Below are 19642 nucleotides of genomic sequence, written 5' to 3' on the forward strand. Positions count from 1 at the left end.
CTGGGCGAGGCAATTTCGAGCGTATCCTACCATAAATGGAACGGCGCGAGTCACGTGAAAGCGGCCCGCGCCTGTCGCGGGGATTGACTACTCGAGCTCGAGCCTGGCCGAAAGGTTCACGGCTCCACCCGGGTCGGCCACCGTCAAATCCGAGCCGCGGCAAGCCAAGCGCGCCCCCTTGGAAAGAGAGACGCAGGACTTGATCCGCGACCCGAGCTCGAAGGAGAGCCCAGCCTCGGGGCGAGCAAGCCCAAGGTGGAAGGTCCACTTTCCGGCGCTCCCGCCGCGCTCGAGCCAGAAGCGCGAGCCCCGGCGCAGGGAGTCGTAGCGCCAAGCCTCGGCGAGGCTCTCGGGCTTGAGAGAGGCGGTAGCCTTGTCGAGGACCTCTCGCAAAAGGCCAGCGTCGGCTCGGCTGTGGCGCGGCGTCAGGCTCCAGACCGCGGCGCCTTCGTTGGCCGCGATCTTGCGGAAAATCGCGAGGACGCGCTGGGAAGTCCCGCCCTCCGCGGCCACGGGCCATTCCGTGATCCCGCTTTCGCGCGCCATGCCGCGGCGCTTCATCAGTCTAAACGGGAAGTGAGTCAGGCAATCGGCGGACGAGAAGCTGGAGTCGTAGCGGTAGCCGGCGCGCTTGAGCGCCAGGTCCAAAAGGCTCGGGTAGGGCCCTTGCGGGCCTCGGAAGCCCGTCACCGAGGCCGCCCCAGCCGCATGCCCCAGCAAGGACTTGCTGACCATAAGTTCTCCTAGAAGCGAAGCGCCCCAGCTGCGGCCCCGACTGTCCGTTTCCGGGGCGTAGGCGTTCATCGTTTCGTCTCCCGAGCCCATGGGAAGCCCCTCGAAGTCGGGGCTGGCCGAGACGCCGGAGCTGGCCAGCTCGTGGCCCGCGCTCCGCAGGCGCCGCAAAGCGCCCAACAGCCGTGAATCGAAGGGAAGGCCCGAGGCGCTGCTCGCGTATTGGGTCCGGACGAAAAACGTGGCGCGCGCGCCCCTGGCCTTTTCCACGGCCGCGACGGCCTCGGCGGCCTCGAGAGACGCGCCTTCACCCAGGTTATGGGTGAGCAGGAGCCAGCCGGAATAAGGGGCCGGCGCGGGCCGGGCCCTGATCCAAGAGGGGGTGTAGCGCTCGTACCAGGCCCGGAGGATAAGAGCCCAGACGTCCGCCGCGGGCTCGAAGCCTCCGCGGCCCTGGTGGGCCTCGAAATGCCTGCGGATCTGGGGCCTCACCACCAGGTCGCGCAGGTCCGCTCCCAAAGTGTAGACCGCGCCGGCGCCGATGTCGCGGCGGAGCATCGCGGTTTCCCCGGTGTCGGGAAAGACGGCCAGCACCTTGGTTTTTCCCTGTGGCAGGAGCCCGACCGTCCAAATCCCCTCGCGAGTTCCCGGGGCAGCCAGGGGGATTTCTCTTTCCTCCGGCTCGTCAAGGTAGACGAATCCCGGATCCTCCTTGACGAGGAAGGCCATCCGGCGCCGCGTTCGCTTGGGCGAAAGCGCCTTCAGCCCGGTCAGTTCCGGCCAAGGATGCTCGAGCGGAGTCTGGAGAATCAAAATGCCTCCCCTGGAGGCGAACTCCTTGAGGCGGACCTGGTCCGCTTCCTCTAGGCGGACGGGTCGGTCATTGCCAGGAACGAAGACGAGGCGGTGGCGCAGAGCCGTCTTCAGGTCGCGGGTTACCGTGAAGGGTACGCCCACGCTCTCGAGGCTCCGCTTGACCGGCAGGGCCTGCTGGGTGGAATTGAGGAGAAGGATGGCGACTTGCTGGGGCATGAGGTCGGGGAAAAGAGCCTCCAACTCAGCGTTGGGAGAGCCCAACTCCGGGTCGGAGGGGGGGGTCTTGAGCCGCCGCCGGAGCGTGACGGCGACGAGCAGCAGGAAGAGGACGGCGAAGAACCGCCGCGGTTTCATGCGCGCGGCCGCGGAGGCGGCCCGCACAGAAGCTCCTCGGGAAGTATGTTGAGCTTCATGTATGCGCCTCCTTTCGCTGGGAGCGCTTGATGAAGAAGCCCTGCCTCTCCATTCGGCCCCACCCCCCGGCGCCCCTCAAGTGGTCCGCCATCCCCCACATGCGCAGCAATGAGGTGAATTGTCTGTATCCCAGGTTTTCAAAAAGCGCGAAGAAGGCCAAAAGGGTCCATTGGGAGGTCTTGGGGTAGCGGCGGGGCGTCATTTCTCCGAGGAGGAGTCCGGTGAGCGAGAGGGTCGTGCCGCACAGGAAGGTGGCGGCCAGGAAGGCGAGCATGAAATCGGTCTGGATCGAGCCCGTGAGCCACCGGGCCAGGATCAGGGGGTAGCCCAGACATTCCAAGATCAGGCCCCAGCCCTCAAAGAGGTAGAGAAACGGGTAGGCGAAAAGGCCGACCGCTCCATAGCGTGGGTTGAAGAACATCTGGCCGTTCTTTCCCAGCACCTCGAGCAGGCCTTTCTGCCAACGCCGCCTCTGCCTTGCCAGGACACTCATGGAGGTAGGCACCTCGGTCCAGCACACGGGATCCGGGATGAAGCGAATCTGGTAGTTGGAATCCCCGGTTCGGCGCATGTGGGCGTGCAGTTGGGTAACCAGGTCCATGTCCTCGCCCACCGTGTCCCTGCGATAGCCCCCGATGGCCATCACGAGGTCCTTCTCGAATACGCCGAAGGCTCCGGAGATGATCATCAAGGCGTTGAAGCGCGAAAAGCCCGTGCGGCCGCAGAGGAAGGCCCGGAAGTACTCGATGACCTGGAAAATGACCAATATGTTCTGGCTGAGGGATATCTCGGCGATGCGGCCTTTTTCGATGCGGCAGCCGTTGGCCACCCGCACGATCCCGCCCACGGCGATCACGCGCTTGGGGGACTCGAGTATCGGCTGCACAACCCGCTGCAGGGCGTCGGGTTCCATGATCACGTCGGCATCAATGGAGCAAAAATAAGGATTGCGGGCAAATCCCAGCCCCACGTTCAATGCGTCGGCCTTCCCGCCGTTTTCCTTGTCCACCACGAGCAGTTGGTGGTGGCGTCGGCTCTTGTAGACGCCGCGAATGGGCTTGGTCGCAAGCCCTCCGGCGGGCTTATCCTGACACGGCTCGAGCTGGAAGGTATTCTCCAGTACCGAGAGAGTGTTGTCGTTCGAGCCGTCGTTGACCACGATGACCTCGTAGCGCATGTAGTCCAGGTGGAGCAGGTTATTAACGGTGATCGCGATGTCCACCTCCTCGTTGTGAGCGGGGACGACGATGGAGATCGGGGGTGTGAGAGGACTGCGGCTCAACTCCTCGTAATTGCTGTAAAGGGTGCGCAGGAGGTGCGCGTAGACGTCTCGGAAGGCGACCAAGGAGAGGAAAATGTAAACGCCGTTGAGGAAAAGGAAATAGTAGACGATGCAGATTTCGAGCCAATGGACGAAGTCGGAGAATATTTCCGCCATCAGAGTTTTTCCAGGTCGGCCGCCAGCTCCTTTAGGAAATCCTGCATCACCCGCGGAGGGAAGGCCTCGGGGTGGCGGCCGATGAGGTCCGTGATTTTCCTGCGCCCGGGCGGACCGAACTCGAGCATGAGCGAGGCCAGCCGCACCATCATGGCCGGGGAGAGTTGGTCCGAGATCCTTATGAAGTAGGGGAGCACCGCGGGATCCCCTATCGAGGCCAGCGCCCGCAGCGCGACCAGTTTCATGTCCAAGGGCTCGTTCTCTAAAATGTCGAGAATTCCGACGATGGCCTGGCTTGAGCGCATGAGTCCCAGCGCGTTCATGGCCCGCCCCCGGTGGAACCGGCTTCGTGAGCGCAGGGCCTTTAGGTTTCTTTCCATCAGTCGGAGCTCGAAGGTCGCCTCACGCAGCAGATGAAAGGGAGGCCCGAGCAGATGGCGCATCGCATCCAGGACAACCTCCTGGACTATCTCCGCTTCGCCCCAGCGCTTGGGGCGAAGGGCCAGGACGATCTCGGCAAGGGGGGCCTCCAGAACTGCCATTTCAACTCCCGGCCTATAGAGAGTTTTACGTCCCTCTCTGTATTTTTCGCGCAGGCGGTGATAGGTTCTAAGAAGGAGGAGGGTGGCGGACAGCAGCGCCGCCAGCCAAAACAAGGTTACGCTCGTCATCACCACGAACTGCAGGCTGACATGTCCTTGAAGGGCGGCGGTGATTTTGTGGAAAGTCCTTTCCGACCAAAGAGAGGACATTACGATAGGAAGGTTTTGATGGTTTGTTCCAATTCCTTGGGATTGAATGGCTTGATGAGGTATGCGTTGGCCCCGGCGGCCAGGCATCTCTTCTTGTCTTCGCCGGAATCCTTGGAGCTCAGAATGACGACTGGAATCGCGACGCCGCCCTCCCTCAGCTCCTTGAGGGCCTCGAGACCATCCACTCCGGGCATGATGATGTCCATGAGCACGAGAGAAGGCTTGAGGTCTTGAACCAGGGCCAGCGCGTCGGAGCCGTCGTCCGAGAAGAACACCTCATAGCCGCGCTTCTGGAAGAAAATCCTCAGTAGCGCCTGGATGTTTGGGTTGTCCTCGAAGATCAGTATCTTCTTTGGACTTTGCGTCATTTGCGGGTTAGGGCCGAGGCGACGCAGTCGCGCAGGTGCTTGGGCTCGAAGGGCTTTTGGAAGAAGCCGGCCACCGAGGGAATGGCCTCGAAGAGATGTCGGGTGTCGCCCTTGGCCGTCAGGACCAGCAGCGGCAGGCGCCCGGTCCGCTCATGGTTCTTGACGGTGATGGCCACCGTGTAGCCGTCCACCACCGGCATCATCACGTCCAGGATCATCAAGTCGGGAAGGGCAGCCCCAGGGGAGTCGGGGGTGATGCCCAGCTTGCGCAAGGCCTCGGCCCCGTTGTAAGCCGAGTCCACATCGTGCCCCGCCTTCTCAAGGATGAACTTCACCAGCGTCACGATCGCTTCCTCGTCGTCAACTACCAGTATTTTCGCCATTTGAATTTGGTGTCAGTTGACACCAAGTTCGCACCAGTTTATAGCATTTCCTTTAAAAGTTCGGGGATGTCCTCTATGGAGGCAGAGCAGCGCCACTCTCCAGAGGGATAGATGAAGAGGTTGGGTCCGCGCTCGCAAAGGTCGAGGCAGCCGGAGCGCACGACCCGAACCTGTCCCTTGAGGCCGGCTTTCTTGACTTCCCGCTTGAGGGCTTCGTAGATTTCATCCCCCCCTCTTCCCGGGTTGGCGCAGGCCGAGCGCCCATCATCTCGCTTGTTGGTGCAGACGAATATGGTCTTTCGGTAGGGGATGATTTTTTTTTCCATACCCTCGTTATTGTACCAATTGTTTTTCGCGGGTCAGCCAGGAAATCCAATAGGCTCCGCCCAAAGTGAGCCCCAGCCCCAGGAGCTGGACGATCCCCAGGCTGTCGCGCCCAAGGAGCCAGGAGAAAATCACGGTCAGGGCCGGGTAGGAGAGGATGATGGCCGTGGCCTTGGCCAGTTCCAGGCGCCGGATGGCGCCGTACCAGAAGAGATGGTTGAGGCAGTTTTGCCCCAGGGCCTGGGCCGCGAGGATTCCCAGGGCCGCGGGTTCCCAGCTCCACCGCGGGCCGCGGGACAGGGCCCATAGGGAAAGGGGGACCAAGGTCAAGACGCCGTAAAACAGGCGCCCCGCGGTGATCGTCACGGCATCTATGTCGGCCGGCAGGCGCTTGGCGTAGATGTGGGAGACCTGGAACATCCAAGGGCTGAGGAGAATCATCAAATCCCCTTTCCAGCGCAGGCTGGTCAGGTCTTGGACCATGATGCACCCCGTGCCGAGAAGGACCATGAGGCTGGCCAGGCCCTGCGCGGGCGTGATCCTTTCCTTGAGAAGCCACGCGCAGAGCAAGGCCGAGTAGAGAACCTCCACTTGAGCCATGATGGCCGCGTTGGAGGGCGAGGTGTAGCGCAAAGCCGTGATGAAGATGAACGAGGACATGCCCGTCGCGAAGAAGCCCATCATGAAGAAGGAGAACCTAAGCTCCCTGGAGAGGATCATTTCCCAGCGCCGGCGGCCCAGCCAGGGCGCCAGGGCTAAGAGCCCCAGCGCGGTGCCCGCCTGTATGAAGAGGATTGGGTCGAAGCGCTCGGTCCCAGCCTTGCCGATGATGGGCCAAAGGGAGGTCAGGACCCAGGCCAGGAGGAGCGAAGGAAGCGGCCTTATCAAAGAGCGTTTCCGAGAACGGTTCGGCGAAGGATCGAGAGGGGCACAGCACCGTTCTTGAGCACGGCGTCATGGAAGGCCTTGATGTCGAAACTGGGCCCCAGCCGGGCTTCGGACTCATGCCTCAGGGCCAGAATCTCCCGCTGGCCCACCTTGTAGGCCAGGGCCTGGCCCGGCCAGATGATGTAGCGGTCCACCTCGGCCGTGATCTCGGCCTCGGACATGGGTGTATTCTCCTTCATGAAGTCTATGGCTTGGCGGCGGCTCCAATTCATTGAGTGGATGCCGGTGTCCACGACCAGGCGGCAGGCGCGCAAGGCCTGGTCCGAGAGCATGCCCACCCTGGAGAGATCGTCCGGGTAGAGCCCCATCTCCTCGACGAGACGCTCGCTGTAAAGGGCCCAGCCCTCCACGAAGGCCGTGAAGTCCGCCTGGCGCCGGAAGGTCGGAAGGCTTCTCTGCTCCTGGGCCAAAGTCAGCTGAAGGTGGTGCCCGGGCACGCCTTCGTGGGCGGCCAGGCTGATCATGCTGAAGCGAGGCCGAGTCTCGGGCTCGTAAGTGTTGATGTAATAGATTCCCGGGCGAGAGAGGTCATCCGGAGGCTGGAAATAGCGCGCGGCGACGTCGTTTTTCTCCTTGTAATCCTCGATCGGCTTGACCACGAGGGGAGTGCGCGGCAGGAGCCCGAAATATTGGGGGAGCCTCGCCGTGGCGCTCGAAACCAAGGTCTTGGCCGTCTCTAGGATTTCCTCCCGGGTCTTGAAGAAGTTGCGCGGATCGCGGCGCACCGCCTCCAGGAAGGATGCCAGGCCCCCGTCATGGCCCATGCGGGTCGCGATGGCCTCCATCTCCGCCCGGATGGACTTGAGCTCGGCCCGGCCCGTCTCATGAAGCTCCTCCGGGGTTTTGGCGAGAGTGGTATGGTAAAGTATTTTGAAGCGATAGGCCGCCTCTCCTCCCGGCAGGCTGGAGAGGCCGATACCCTCGGTCCGAGCCCTGGAGCGGTATTCGTTCTTGAGGAAGTCCAGGTATTCCGCGTAGGCGGGATAGACCTTCTCCCTTACCGCCGCCGCGATCTTGGCCAAGTACTTGCCCTTGAGGACCAAGGGGAGCCTGCGCCCGGCCGCGGCGTAGGGGCTCTGGTCGGCCGGGGTCTTCAGGATGGATTCCAACTGGGCGACGGTCTTGTCCACCGGAACCCGGGCCGCGACGCGCCCTTCCCGCAGGCCTTCCCTCAGATTCTCGATATGCCTGGAGAAGTAAAGGGGAATCTCGGCCATGCGGGAGAGCATGGCCTCGGCGTCGGAGGAGGTTCTCATGGGCTGGGCCACCTCCACCACGGTCGCGATCCAGGTCTGCGGGCCGTCCATGTGGTCCACGTCCCACTGATAGAACTTGTGGCGGGCCTCCTGGAGGCGGCGCTCGATCTCGAGCTTCAAGATGTCCCAGCTGAGTTTCTCGCTTTCCGAGAGCCGCTCGCGGTCTATGTCTTTGAGGCGTTCCAGGATATCCTGGAACGCCTGGCGCTTGGCTTTCCGCCCCTCCGGGCCGATGTCCTCGAGCTTGTCATGGTAGCGCGGGTGGCTGACGAAAGTCGCCAGCAGGGGATCGAGGCGCATCCTCGTTTCCCAGTAGTCGGCGGCGAGCTGTTCGAAGTCATGGGAGCGTTCGGTGAAAATTTGTTTGGAAGTCGCTTCTTGCGCCGGGGCCGTAGGCCCCGTTGCTTGTGCCCAGGCAGTGGAACCCAGGCGTAAGATCAGCAATACCCATAACAATAGGTTCATGGGATTAATTCCTCAGGGCCGCCAAAGCGCGCGCGGCCAGGTTTCGAGCGAGATCGAGCCCGGCCGCCGCGAGCCCGGGGTCGGGGAAGGTGGTCCGGCCCAACGTGAAGAGCCGGTCGAGCATGTCGAGGTAGCCCGCCGCGTAGCCGCTTGGGTCGGCGGGATCGCTGGGAAGAAGCGCGATGACGTCGAAGTTGTGCAGGTCGGCCGGGACCGAGGCGTTGGCCGAGCCGGTGATGACCAAGGACTTGTCCGCGACCAGGATCTTGTTGTGCTGTTTTTGGAACATGGGGTCCCCGTTGGGATCGGGGCCGTTGATGAGGCGCACCTGGATATTGTTCTCCTTCATCCATTTAGCCACGGGCACGCCCTCGATCTTGGCGAGCTTGGCCTGGCCGGCGTCCAGAATAACCCGGACCACCACTCCGCGTTTTTGCGCCGCGGCCAATGCCTTGGCCAGGGGCTCCGAGTAATACGCGAACATCGCGACATCCAGGGATTCTTGGGCGAGCCGGGTGACGCTAAGAAGAGTCTTCTCAATCCCTCCCCGGGGAGAGACGTAAACCTGGCTGAAGCGCTCGCCCCGGAATTCGACGGGTTTAAGGTCGTCCTCGGGGAAGGGCGGTATTTTTGAGATTAGTCCTTCGCGCAAGTCGGGGCGGAGGGAATGGGGGAGTCTGTTGAGCATATCCCGGCCAAAAGACTGCAGTTTCTGCGCGAAGTGCTCCAAACCCGCCTTCAGAGCCCCGCGGTCCAGCACCTTTTGGAGCTTGTCCATGTCCACGGGCTTGGCCAGGCCCCGCATGTAGCGGAAATAGCCGGCCAGGCGCGCGGTCGAATGGGGCTGGGCCAAGAGCACGACGTTCTCGAAATGCTCATTCTCGCTCTGAGGAGTCAGATTGTAGGAGCCGAAGATGGCGAGGCCGTTGCTTCCCTCTTCCTCGGTCAGGCTCGACTCCTCCGCGTCCACGAGGAGGATTTTGGTGTGCTGAATCCCGTTGTTCTCTCCCTTCAACACCAAGATGTCGAACTTTTCCTTGATCAAGGCCAGAATCTCGGGGCTGGGCATGCGGGGCTTGCCCGTGTGGTCCATCCCCGAGGTATAGACGTGCGAGTAGTCCGCGACTATCTCGATCTTAATTCCTCGCTCGCGGGCCCGGCGCAGGGCCTCGAGTACACCGGGCTGGTTGAGCTCGTAGATGGAAACCCTCACGGATTTTTGGGCCGCGTCGATATGAGAGACGAAGAGCCTTTCCACCGGCTCGTCGGGGCGGTGGGAGTAGATCGGGCTTTCGACGCCGTTGAAGGCGAAGGTCCTGGCCTTGATCCCGTCCCGCGGCCTCGGGAAGGAGGGCCAAGGCCGCCAAGGCGAGGCTTCCTTCAGAGCCTCGCGCTCCAACTCCTCGTCGCTGGGAAGCAGCGGCTCCTCCCCCGGCCTGGGCACGTCCTGGGCCAACGGCGAGCCCCACATGTAGCGGAAAGCGAAAACGTAGCCTAGAACCGTTTTTTTCCTATTGATATAGTGGATATTCTCGAAGTTGGCCAAGGAGGCGTGGATGGTATGGTTTCCCGAGCCGGTCTCGACCACCAGCCCGTCCAGAATCATGAGCTTGTGGTGGTTTTTTTGGGCCAAGGGAAAATCGCTCATCGGGTTGGGGCCGGAAAGCGTTTTTATGGGGATGCCGTGGTAGGCCAGCCATTGCACGAAGGGCGCGAACGCGGCTTCCTGGGCTTGCCTCTCGTCAACGACAACCTCCACCTCCACTCCCCGTTCTACATGGGCCTGGCGCAGGGCCTCCACGATCCGCCGCGAGCGCAGGGCGAAGGCCGATATTTTGATGCTCTTGCGGGCGGCCAAGATGGCCTTGACCCGCCAATCCTCAAGGGTTTTGTCGGCCAGGCGGCTCGGGGAGAATACGATGGCCGGGAGCTTGAGGTCGTTGAGGGGCACGCTCGGGCGGAGCTTGATAGGGACCGAGGCCAGGCGCCTGGGCCATTTATAGTCGGTCGCCTTGGAGGCGAGGGCGACCTCCTGGCCGAGAGAGGAAAGCCAGTTCCAGTAGAGCATCAGGCCCTGGATCCTTTCCTGTTCAATGGTGAGGTTGAAGTTCTCCCGGTGGGAATCCTCGGCGGTTCTGCTGAAATTATAGGAGCCAAAAGAGGCTATGGATTGCGCGGGCCGGCCCTTGAGGCGGGAAACCAAGGATTGCAGCAAAGTCGGCGCGGGAGGGGGATCCACGAGCATGATCTTGTTGTGCATGATCCCGTACTCGCCCAAGCCGCGCAGGACCTGTATATGGATGCCGAGGCTCTGCTCCTCATTGGAGCGTAGGAGGCTCCATATCTCTTGGCTGCGCTTGAGATTGTAGTCGGATTCGGGGTCGTAGCTGGGGAAGACATTGGAGAAATCGAGCAGGATGTGGACCTCGACCCCGCGCTGGCGGGCCCGCAGGAGAGCGTCCAGGATGTCGCGGTCCTTGAGCTCGTAAAGGGCCAAATAGAGCGAGCTCTCGGCCGAATCTATTAGGGAAATGACGTCCGGCTTGATCGGGACATTGGGCCGCAGGTACAGGGACCGGTATTCCCTGCCGTGGAACGTCAGCTTCTCGTAGGAGTAGCCGTCGCCGCCTCCGTCGTCGGGCGCGAGAGTCCTGGGCGGCTCCGCAGCGGCATGAGGCTCGGGAGGCGCGGCGTCGAAAACTTGGGCGAAGGGCGCGATTTGAGTCTCAAATGGGGCGTCTTCTAGCTGGGGCAAGACCAGCGCGCGCCCGGCCGAAACGGCGTAGGCACGGCTCGGCCATGCGGTTTTGAGCGACAGGCGCAGGAACTCCGCACGCGTCAGCTCCGGCGCCGGCATGGGGGCGCTCAAGCGCGTTTCATATTTGGCCGAGGGGAGCGGCCTGGGGGCGTCCAATCCCCCGGCCCGGCCCTGCGAGGCGAGGCAAACCCACAAGCCGAAGAAAAGAAACCATGCCGGCATGGGGCATAGTCTAACAAAGCCGGCGGGGCCGCAGGCTGGCCTAAGGCCCATAAAGCCTGGGGCCAGGGGGCCTATCCGAAATTAGGCCTTATGTTCCAGCAGCTTGGGGCTTGACCTCCGCCCTCTGGCGGAGGTCCTTGAGGTAGTCGGGCAGGGCCGCCTTGACCTTCTCCTGGAGGAGCATCTGGCGCAGGTCGTCCTTGACCTTGCCGTACTCGGCGGGCACGGCGGGTTTCTTGTCGAGGGCCTGCAGGAGGTGGAAGCCCTTGGCCGTGGGAAGGAGCTTGATCTCCTCTTTCTTCATGGCGAAGGCGATGGTCTCGATGTCTGGAGGGAGCATGCCGCGCGAGACGAAGCCATAGTCGCCGCCGGTGAGCTTTCCCGTGGGGGCTATGGATTTCTCCCGGGCCAAGGCCGCGAAATCGGCGCCTTTCTGGATTTTCGCCGCGAGCTCCCTGGCCTCGGCCTCGGACTTGACGAGCATGTGCCTCAGGTGCACGGCCTCGGGGGTTCCGAGCTCCTCTCGGCGGGCCTCGAAGGCCTTCTTGAGCTCGCCTTCATTGACGGAGAGCTTGCGCTCTTGGATCAGCAGCTTCTCCTGGGACAGCTGTTCGGAAACCTCGGCCTTGAATTTCTCCAGGGAGGAGCCGAATTGCTGGAGCTGGCTCTCGAAGACCTTGGGGTCGGCGAAGGAGCCGCGGATGCGGGCGACTCTTTTCTCGACCTCCGCGGGAGAGACCTTGAGGTTCCGGCTTTGGAAGGCCTGGCGCAGGAGGAGCTCATCGATCATCTCCTCGAGGGTCTCCGGGCCGTAGCGCTTCCACAGGCGGTCCAGCACCTCGGACTGCCGGATCGGGGTTCCGTTGACCTTGACGACCTCTCGGTCGGACTGGGCCGATGCGGACAGGGGCATAAAAGCGGCTAAGAACGCGATGAACGGTTTCATGGAGGCCTCCTGGGCGTCTTGCGTAAGCTACGATGATATAATATCCTTCAAAAGGCTGCCAAGACCGGGGATATGATCAACTGCGACCCTAAAAGCATCGAGAAAATAGACGACGATTCCCTGCGCATCACCTGGGAGGACGAGCACGTAAGCCTCTACACCTTCCGATACCTGCGCCAGAATTGCCCCTGCGCCGCGTGCCGCGACGAATGGTCCGGGGAGACGCTCCTGGATCCCGAGACCGTTCCCGCCGACACCAAGTCCTCCCGCGTCGAGACGGTGGGGCAGTACGCCCTTTCCTTCTCGTTTTCCGACGGGCACGGCACGGGGATATACTCCTTCGAGGTCTTGCGCAAGCTCTGCCGTTGTCCAGAGTGCTCCTACCACTCGGGCTCCGAGACCAATTGAGGTTCATGGACGGGCATTGGAAGACCATCATCGAGCCCTTCCGAATCAAGTCCGTGGAGCCGCTGGGCCTGACCACCCGGGCCGAGCGAGAGGAGGCCCTGCGCCGGGCTTTCTATAATATATTCGGCATTCCGGCCGACAAGGTGCTCATAGACCTCCTAACCGACTCCGGCACCTCGGCCATGTCCTCCGAGCAATGGGCCTGCCTCATGAGGGGGGACGAGTCCTACGCCGGGGCGCGCAGCTTCTATCTCTTCGAGAAAGCGGTGCGGGAGCTCACCGGCTACAAGACGATCCTGCCCGTTCATCAGGGCCGTGCGGCCGAGCGCATCTTGATGAGCGTGGTGGCGGGTCCCGGAAAGACCGTCATTTCCAACTCCCATTTCGACACCACCCGGGCCAACGTGGAGGCCAGCGGCGCCTCGGCCCTGGATCTGCCCGTGCCCGAGGCCTGGGACTTCGACCGGCCCGGGCCTTTCAAGGGCGACATGGACTTGCGGGCCCTGGAGTCCAAGATCCGTGAGCTGGGCCCCGAGCGCATCCCGCTCATCATCATGACCGCGACCAACAACTCCCTGGGCGGCCAGCCCGTGTCCATGCGCAACCTGCGGGAAGTCTCCGGGATCGCGCGCCATTACGGGATCCCGGTGTTCCTGGACGCGGCCCGCTTCGCGGAAAACGCATTCTTCATCAAGAAGAGGGAACCCGGCTACGCGACCCGCCCGGCCCGTGAAATCGCGCGCGAGATGTTCTCCCACGCCTCGGGCTGCCTCATGAGCGCCAAGAAGGACGCCTTGGTCAATATCGGGGGGTTCCTGGCCTTGAACGACCCGACCTGGGTGCGCAAGGCCAGGGAGCTCCTGATCTTGGGCGAGGGCTTTCCCACCTACGGAGGCCTGGCCGGCCGGGATCTCGAGGCCATGGCTCGCGGCCTCGAGGAGATTCTCGATGAGGAATACCTCGCCTACCGTCTGCGCTCCGTGGAATACCTGGGAGACGGCCTGCGCCGGGCCGGGGTGCCCATCGTCGAGCCTCCCGGGGGACACGCGGTCTACGTCAACGCCAAGAAATTCCTGCCGCATATCCCGTGCTCCGGCTATCCGGGCCAAGTCTTGGCCTGCGAGCTGTACTTGACGGCCGGGATACGGGCCGTGGAGATCGGCTCCTTGATGTTCGGCAAGGGGAGCGGCGCGGCCTTCGTGCCCGCGCCCATGGAACTCCTGCGCTTGGCGCTTCCCCGCCGGGTCTACACCCAAAGCCACATCGATTTCGTGATCGAGGTCTTTGCCGACATCGCGCGCCGCGCGCGCTCCCTTCGGCCCCTGCGCCTTCTCGAAGGTCCTTGCGCGCTCGCCCATTTCACAGCCAAGCTCATGCCGGAGCCCGCGTAGACCGCCATGGACAAGACGGGCAAGATTCTTCTCATCACCACCGATAATGCCTTGGCCCAGGCTTTGGTTCCCGCCTTTTCCGGCAGGGGGTTGGAGCTCGTGGTTTCTCCCACCCCGCGCCACGCCGCGATACAGCTCGGCTTGGCCTCCTTCGCAGCGATCGTGGCCGATTATTCCCGCATACCCGCTGAGGACCGGCAGGGCCTGCGGCGCCTGCGCCAGCAAAGCGGAGCCGCGCTTTTCACTCTCGACACCTTGGCCACGATTTCTCCATCGGAGAGCCTGCCTTTAAGAAGGGTCCCCTACCCTTTCCCCGCCGGGTTCGCCGACCAGATACGCGCCGCGGAAAATCCCGTCGTGTTCCTGGTGGACCAAAGCCTCTTCGCCAGCCGCGCGGTGCAGAGCGGCCTCCAGATGGCCGGGGTGCCGTCGCTGGGCCTGGAAAGCGCCGAGGGCCTGGTGGAGGCATTGATGAGGCAGCCCCCGCCCACCAACCCCTCTCGCCCCCGCTCCAAGAGTTTTTGGGAAATGCTCGGCAGCTCGCGGCCGGAGGCCTCGGAGGAGGCGCCCCGCCAGGGCCACGTGGCGGTGCTGCAGTTTCCGGCAGACCTGGCCCAAGCCGAGGCTTTCGACGCGAGCCTGCGCGAGGCCCTTCCCGGAACCGTCTGCTATCAAGTATCCAGCCTCGATCCCGTGCGGGCCGCGTCCAAGGCCGTGAGCGAGGGGGCCCCGGCTTGCCTCATGCGAGAGCAGGCTGGGCGCATCGCCGGCATTCTTTGCGAGGATTCCCGACCTCAGTCCCGTCCCAAGGAGACGGAGCGCATCCTGCTCCTCGACAACTACAAGCCGACCTTGGAAAGCCTGACCCAGACCTTGACCGCGGCCGGCTACCAGGTGACGGCCGCCATGGATGGAGAGCTGGCCTTGAAGTTGGCACGGGGCCGGGACTCCTTCCACCTGGCCGTCATCGGCACGGCCTTGGCCTACGCCCAGCAGACCGGAGCGGAGCTGGCCCAGAAGCTGCGCGAATTGGACCCAGATCTTCGCATCATCTTCATGGTGGACCGCTACCCGGTCAAGGAGGCCCTGCAGGGGGTGAGCCAGGTGGTGGAACTGGGCCTGGACGACGCTCTGCTCAAGCCGGTGGAGGCCTCCCGGCTCCTGTTCTCGGTGCAGAGGGCCTTGGAGCGGCGCTTCCTCATCCTCGAGAATGCCCGGCTTTTCAAGGAGGTCCAGGAGTCCAACCGCAAGCTCGCCCAGATCAACGGCTTCCAGACTAAATTTTTCGCCATGGTGGCCCATGACGTGAAGAACCCGTTGGCCGCCATTATCGGCTATTCCGAGCTTTTGGGCATGAGGCTCAAGAATCTCCCCAACGAGCTCAAATGCGCCTCCCACATCCACTCGGCGGCTCAGACCTTGACTCATCTGATCTCGGATTTGGTGGACCTGGCCGCCATTGAGTCCGGCAAGCTCCGCGTCACCTTGGAGCCCTTGGATCTGGCGGCGGTGATCCAGGAGGTGCGCTCGCGCGTGGAGGTTCCCGCGGCCCAGCGGCGCATTCGCCTCTCGGTCGAGATGCCGCCGACTTTGCCCGCCCTGTCGGGCGATCCCGCGCGTCTCGGCCAAGTCGTGCAGAATCTCTGCACCAACGCCATCCAGTACACCCCCGAGGGAGGACTCGTCACGGTGAGAGTGGACGCCGACGCATCCTTGGTCCGGGTCGGGGTGCGCGACACCGGAATCGGGATATCCAAGGAAGACCTGCCCCGCGTCTTCGAGCGCTTTTTCCAAACCCAGGAAGCCCAGAAAATGCGCAAGGCCGGGTTCGGCCTGGGGCTCAAGATCGCCCGCGAGATCATACAGATGCACGGCGGCGACATGGGGGTCGAATCCGAGCTCGGCAAGGGCTCTTTCTTCTACTTCACCCTCCCGGTTCAGAAGGCCAAATCCTGAACATGCTGGCGGCCCCGGATATGGAGGAGCTGAGCAGTATCTTGGAGCCGGGCTCGCTTCTAACTTCGGAGGCCGACATCGCCGCCTACTCCTACGATGCGGCCCTGGATCGCGGGCGGCCAGAGGCCGTGGTCCTGGCGGCCACGGGCCGCGACGTTCAAGGGGCGGTGGCCTTCTGCGCGCGGCGCAAGACCCCCTTCACGGCCCGGGGGGCCGGAACCAACCTTTCCGGGGGGTGCATTCCCCTGCGGGGAGGGCTCATACTGGCCCTCTCGCGCTTGAACAAGATTCTCGAGATCGACACGGCCAGGGGCATGGCCGTGGTCGAGCCGGGAGTCGTCAACTTGAACCTCCAGAAGGAGCTTGAGAAAATCGGCCATTTCTACGCCCCGGACCCGGCGAGCTTCAAGGTGTCCACCTTGGGCGGCAATATCGCGGAGAACGCCGGAGGGCCGCGCTGCCTCAAGTACGGGGTCACCACCAACCATGTCCTGGCTCTCGAGGTCGTCATGCCCGACGGCTCTCTGGAGAAATTTTCCCTGGAGGACCGCGGGCCCGAGATGCTGAGCCTCCTGGTGGGAGCGGAGGGAACGTTGGGCGTGGTGACCAAGGCCTGGGTCAAGATCCTTCCCCTTCCGCAGACCATCCGCACCTTCCTGGCGGGCTTCGGCTCCCTTGGAGCCAGCGTGGAGTGCGTTTCGGCCATCATCGCGGCGGGCGTGGTTCCCCGAGTTCTCGAGGCCATGGACAAGACCACGGTTGATTCCGTGGAGGCCTACGCCCACGCGGGTTACCCCAAGGCGGAGGCCGTCCTGCTCATCGAGCTGGACGGCCGGGTCGAGGATTTGCGCGGCGACGCCGAGCTTGTGGAAAGGCTCTGCCGGTCCCATGGGGCCTCGGATTTCAGGGCCGCCGAGGACCCCATCGAGCGCGAGAAGCTCTGGGAGGGCCGGCGCGGCGCCTATGCGGCCATGGCTCGCCTGGCCCCCAATGTTCTGGTCGAGGACGGGGTCGTGCCGCGAGACCGCCTTCCCGAGATCGTGCGCCGCATCCAGGAGATCACCAGCCGCCGGGGACTGAGGGCCGGGCTTCTGTTCCATGCGGGGGACGGCAACATCCACCCCAACATCGCCTACGATGAGAGAAACGCGGAGGAGACCGCTCGGGTCAAGGAGGCGGGCCGCGAGATCCTCCAGGCCTGCGTCGAGCTCGGGGGCTCCCTTTCGGGAGAGCACGGCATCGGGATCGACAAGAGGGAGGCCATGGCCTGGCTGTTCAGCCCGGAAACCTTGGCCCTTTTCCGGCGCATCAAAAACGCATGGGATCCCGACAATCTGGCCAACCCCGACAAGCTCTTTCCCCTTTCCGGATCGGCGGCCATGCCGGGCTTCAAGCGCTCTTCGGCCAGGCCTTTGAGCCCCGGGGCGCGGGCCCTGAGCGATCGCGTGCGCGCTTGGTCGCGGGAGGGGCGCAAGATGGCGGTTTGCGGGAGCCTTTCCAAGATGAGCGCGCCGCCCGAAGGCCTTGAGCGCGCGAGCACCGCGGGCCTTGAGCGCGTGGAGATCGACTTGAAAAATTACGTGGCCGCGGCCGAGGCCGGGATTTCGCCGCGGGCCTTGCGTTCGGCGCTGGCCCAGAGAGGCGCCTACTGCCGCTTTCCCGCGGCCGAGGGAAGCTTGGGGGGCTTGCTCGCGGCCAGGCCATTTCCCGGGCTGCGCGACGATATATTGGGCATGCGCCTCCTCCTTTCCGATGGGAGCGTGGCGGAGCTGGGCGGCAAGGTGGTCAAGAACGTGGCCGGCTACGACGTTGCCCGCCTTCTCCTAGGTTCTTGCGGGACTTTGGGGATAATACTGGACGTAACCTTCAAGATTTACTCGAGACATCAGGAAGTCCTGCCCATGGGGAAAATCGAGCTCTCCCCAATGCCCATCACTGCGCGATTTCTCGCCCTCAAAAAAGCCTTCGACCCCGCGGATCTCTGGGTGACTGCCAGTGACGTTGGGTGACTTGATTCGCGCGTAGTCCCAGCCTATCCTTAACGTAGGTTCGTCGGACAGGGAAAAGTCCGTGGTAAAGACCATTCAAGTCCTTCTGATCGAAGACAACCCCTCGGACGCGGAGTTGATTCGGCGCCACCTGTCCAAGGAAAGTTCGGCGCTCTTCCAATTGACCACGGTCGAGCGGCTGTCCGAGGCCTTGGGTATTTTGGCCGAGCGCGGCTTCGACGCGGCCCTGCTGGACCTGCAGCTGCCCGACGCCAAGGGAGAGGAGATTTACGCCCAGGTCCGCGCCAAGGCCCCCGACCTTCCCATCATCATCTGCACCGGCACCTTCCTTGAAGAGCAATTGGCTCTAGATGCCTTGAAGCGCGGGGCGCAGGACTATCTCAGCAAGGATCAACTGAGCGGGTTCGTGCTCTCCAAGGCCATCCGCTATTCAATCGAGAGAAAATCCGTGGAAAAGGAGCTGGCCCGAGCCCGGGACATGGCCCTCGAGCTGGCCCGTCTCAAATCCCAATTCCTGGCGAACATGAGCCATGAGATTCGAACGCCCTTGACCGCCATCGTGGGCATGGCCGACTTCCTGGCCGAGGCGGAGCTGGCGCGCGACTACCGAGAACACCTGGACATACTGCGCCGGGCCGCGGACGCGCTTATGCGCACCATCAACGACATCCTCGACTTCTCCAAGATCGAGGCCGGGATGATGAAGCTGGAAAGGGTTCCCTTTGATTTGAGAAAGCTCATCGAGGACGCCTGCGAGATGCTGGCCCCCGCCGCCCAGGCCAAGGGCGTGGAAATGATATTTTTCATGTCTCCCGAGACCCCTGCTTTACTTGTCGGCGATCCCCTGCGCCTGCGCCAAGTCCTGGTCAACCTGCTCAGCAACGCCGTGAAGTTCACGCACGTCGGGGAAATCGTCCTCGAGGTGTTTCCGCGGCGCGGAATTCCGGGGAACGGCCGCGCGCGGCTGCGCTTCGAGGTGCGCGACACCGGAATAGGCGTGCCCGCGCAGGCCGAGGCCCATCTTTTCGAGGCCTTCATCCAGGCGCAGGACTCGACCTCTCGCTATTACGGGGGCACGGGCCTGGGCCTGGCGATCTGCAAGAAACTCGTCGAGCTCATGGGCGGTGAAATCGGCTACGAGAGGCGCCCCGGGAAGGGAGCCCTGTTCTGGTTTTGCATGAACCTCGAGAAGCAGTCGGCGGGAGCCGACGCTCAGGCGCCGGAGGGAGACTTCGCCGCGCTCCGGGCGCTCGTTATCGACGACAACCATACCAACCGCCGCATTCTCAAGGAGCAGCTCATGTCCTGGACTTTCCGGCCGAGCGAGGCGGCGGGCCCGGCAGAGGCCCTGGAGATTTTGCGGGCCGGGGCCGGGCGAGATCCTTTCGGGGTGATCCTCCTCGACTTCCAAATGCCTCAGATGGACGGCTTGGCTTTGGCCCGGGAGATTCGGAAGCTGCCGGGTCTGGAGCGGGACCCTCCCATCATCCTCATGACCTCGGGGGCGAGTTCCCCGAGCGCGCCAGAGACCCTTAGAAACTTGGGGATCGCGGCTTTCCTCACCAAGCCCGTCAAGAAGTCCACGCTGTACGACTGCCTGATCCATGTTCTCACCAGGCTTGCCGAACCGGCTCCTCGAAAGCCCCGACGCGCCAAGGGGCCGGCCAAGCCGTGGAAGCTGCTCTTGGTCGAGGACAACCCGGTCAACCAGAGAGTGGCCCTGCTCCAACTCGAGAAGCTGGGCTACGAGAACATCAAGATCGCCCATAACGGCCGAGAGGCCGTGGAATTGATCTTGGGGCAGTCCTTCGACATCGTCCTCATGGACTGCCAGCTCCCCGATATGGACGGCTATAAGACCGCCGCCGAGATCCGCAAGCTCGAGGGAAAATCCCACCACATCCCCATCGTGGCCCTGACGGCCCATGCCCTGGAAGGCGACAGAGAGAAGTGCCTGGCCGCGGGCATGGACGATTACCTGTCCAAGCCGGTGGTGATGGAAACCCTGGCCCAGGTCTTGTCCCGCTGGGAACCCCCCGTTTAAGTTACAATAAAA

Annotated in this window: 15 protein-coding genes; 5 read left to right on the forward strand and 10 right to left on the reverse strand. The window is 63.3% G+C overall.

Features of this window, described 5'->3' with window-relative positions:
• Positions 1-87: 87 nt before the first annotated feature.
• From HY921_06865 to HY921_06910, 10 genes are all read right to left on the reverse strand, one after another.
• On the reverse strand, positions 88-1929 hold the full coding sequence (locus HY921_06865) for a hypothetical protein (GenBank protein ID MBI5630588.1): 1842 nt from the start codon (positions 1927-1929) through the stop codon (positions 88-90).
• A gap of 28 nt (positions 1930-1957) precedes the next feature.
• Positions 1958-3400, reverse strand: coding sequence for a glycosyltransferase family 2 protein (locus tag HY921_06870; GenBank protein MBI5630589.1), 1443 nt, complete (start codon positions 3398-3400; stop codon positions 1958-1960).
• Positions 3400-4152 (reverse strand): HEAT repeat domain-containing protein, encoded by a 753-nt coding sequence (locus HY921_06875; protein MBI5630590.1) that lies wholly within the window; start codon positions 4150-4152, stop codon positions 3400-3402. The genes HY921_06870 and HY921_06875 overlap by 1 nt, the downstream gene beginning before the upstream one ends.
• Positions 4152-4520 (reverse strand): response regulator, encoded by a 369-nt coding sequence (locus HY921_06880; GenBank protein MBI5630591.1) that lies wholly within the window; start codon positions 4518-4520, stop codon positions 4152-4154. The genes HY921_06875 and HY921_06880 overlap by 1 nt, the downstream gene beginning before the upstream one ends.
• Complete coding sequence (locus HY921_06885; GenBank protein ID MBI5630592.1) at positions 4517-4903, reverse strand: response regulator; 387 nt, start codon at positions 4901-4903, stop codon at positions 4517-4519. The genes HY921_06880 and HY921_06885 overlap by 4 nt, the downstream gene beginning before the upstream one ends.
• Positions 4904-4941: 38 nt before the next feature.
• Positions 4942-5229 carry a (2Fe-2S) ferredoxin domain-containing protein gene (locus tag HY921_06890; GenBank protein ID MBI5630593.1) on the reverse strand — a complete coding sequence of 96 codons (288 nt, stop codon included), beginning with the start codon at positions 5227-5229 and terminating at the stop codon, positions 4942-4944.
• Positions 5230-5236: 7 nt separating this feature from the next.
• On the reverse strand, positions 5237-6115 hold the full coding sequence (locus HY921_06895) for a DMT family transporter (protein ID MBI5630594.1): 879 nt from the start codon (positions 6113-6115) through the stop codon (positions 5237-5239).
• Complete coding sequence (locus HY921_06900; protein ID MBI5630595.1) at positions 6112-7896, reverse strand: DUF885 domain-containing protein; 1785 nt, start codon at positions 7894-7896, stop codon at positions 6112-6114. The genes HY921_06895 and HY921_06900 overlap by 4 nt, the downstream gene beginning before the upstream one ends.
• 4 nt (positions 7897-7900) lie before the next feature.
• Positions 7901-10876, reverse strand: coding sequence for a hypothetical protein (locus tag HY921_06905; GenBank protein MBI5630596.1), 2976 nt, complete (start codon positions 10874-10876; stop codon positions 7901-7903).
• Positions 10877-10964: 88 nt separating this feature from the next.
• Positions 10965-11822 carry a peptidyl-prolyl cis-trans isomerase gene (locus HY921_06910; GenBank protein ID MBI5630597.1) on the reverse strand — a complete coding sequence of 286 codons (858 nt, stop codon included), beginning with the start codon at positions 11820-11822 and terminating at the stop codon, positions 10965-10967.
• A gap of 72 nt (positions 11823-11894) precedes the next feature.
• Between HY921_06910 and HY921_06915 the strand changes: the two genes are divergently transcribed.
• The 5 genes from HY921_06915 to HY921_06935 all read left to right on the forward strand — a co-directional run bounded on the left by HY921_06915 (position 11895) and on the right by HY921_06935 (position 19630).
• Entirely contained in the window at positions 11895-12230 is a 336-nt protein-coding gene (locus HY921_06915) for a DUF971 domain-containing protein (GenBank protein MBI5630598.1), read from the forward strand.
• A gap of 5 nt (positions 12231-12235) precedes the next feature.
• Complete coding sequence (locus tag HY921_06920) at positions 12236-13621, forward strand: tryptophanase (protein MBI5630599.1); 1386 nt, start codon at positions 12236-12238, stop codon at positions 13619-13621.
• A gap of 6 nt (positions 13622-13627) precedes the next feature.
• A complete protein-coding gene (locus tag HY921_06925) occupies positions 13628-15577 on the forward strand; it encodes a response regulator (protein ID MBI5630600.1) in 1950 nt (649 codons plus the stop codon).
• Between the two features lie 2 nt (positions 15578-15579).
• Positions 15580-17586 carry an FAD-binding protein gene (locus tag HY921_06930; GenBank protein MBI5630601.1) on the forward strand — a complete coding sequence of 669 codons (2007 nt, stop codon included), beginning with the start codon at positions 15580-15582 and terminating at the stop codon, positions 17584-17586.
• Positions 17587-17647: 61 nt separating this feature from the next.
• On the forward strand, positions 17648-19630 hold the full coding sequence (locus tag HY921_06935; protein ID MBI5630602.1) for a response regulator: 1983 nt from the start codon (positions 17648-17650) through the stop codon (positions 19628-19630).
• The last annotated feature ends 12 nt before the right edge of the window (positions 19631-19642 follow it).

The sequence above is a fragment of the Elusimicrobiota bacterium genome, assembly GCA_016218575.1.
GTDB lineage: Bacteria > Elusimicrobiota > Elusimicrobia > UBA1565 > UBA9628 > JACRDN01.

Excerpts from the sequence above, each read along its gene's own strand:
- HY921_06870 (MBI5630589.1), bottom strand. The coding sequence starts at position 3,400 with ATGGCGGAAATATTCTCCGACTTCGTCCATTGGCTCGAAATCTGCATC.
- HY921_06925 (MBI5630600.1), top strand. The coding sequence starts at position 13,628 with ATGGACAAGACGGGCAAGATTCTTCTCATCACCACCGATAATGCCTTG.
- HY921_06890 (MBI5630593.1), bottom strand. The coding sequence starts at position 5,229 with ATGGAAAAAAAAATCATCCCCTACCGAAAGACCATATTCGTCTGCACC.
- HY921_06920 (MBI5630599.1), top strand. The coding sequence starts at position 12,236 with ATGGACGGGCATTGGAAGACCATCATCGAGCCCTTCCGAATCAAGTCC.
- HY921_06905 (MBI5630596.1), bottom strand. The coding sequence starts at position 10,876 with ATGCCGGCATGGTTTCTTTTCTTCGGCTTGTGGGTTTGCCTCGCCTCG.
- HY921_06900 (MBI5630595.1), bottom strand. The coding sequence starts at position 7,896 with ATGAACCTATTGTTATGGGTATTGCTGATCTTACGCCTGGGTTCCACT.
- HY921_06875 (MBI5630590.1), bottom strand. The coding sequence starts at position 4,152 with ATGTCCTCTCTTTGGTCGGAAAGGACTTTCCACAAAATCACCGCCGCC.
- HY921_06885 (MBI5630592.1), bottom strand. The coding sequence starts at position 4,903 with ATGGCGAAAATACTGGTAGTTGACGACGAGGAAGCGATCGTGACGCTG.
- HY921_06930 (MBI5630601.1), top strand. The coding sequence starts at position 15,580 with ATGCTGGCGGCCCCGGATATGGAGGAGCTGAGCAGTATCTTGGAGCCG.
- HY921_06910 (MBI5630597.1), bottom strand. The coding sequence starts at position 11,822 with ATGAAACCGTTCATCGCGTTCTTAGCCGCTTTTATGCCCCTGTCCGCA.
- HY921_06880 (MBI5630591.1), bottom strand. The coding sequence starts at position 4,520 with ATGACGCAAAGTCCAAAGAAGATACTGATCTTCGAGGACAACCCAAAC.
- HY921_06915 (MBI5630598.1), top strand. The coding sequence starts at position 11,895 with ATGATCAACTGCGACCCTAAAAGCATCGAGAAAATAGACGACGATTCC.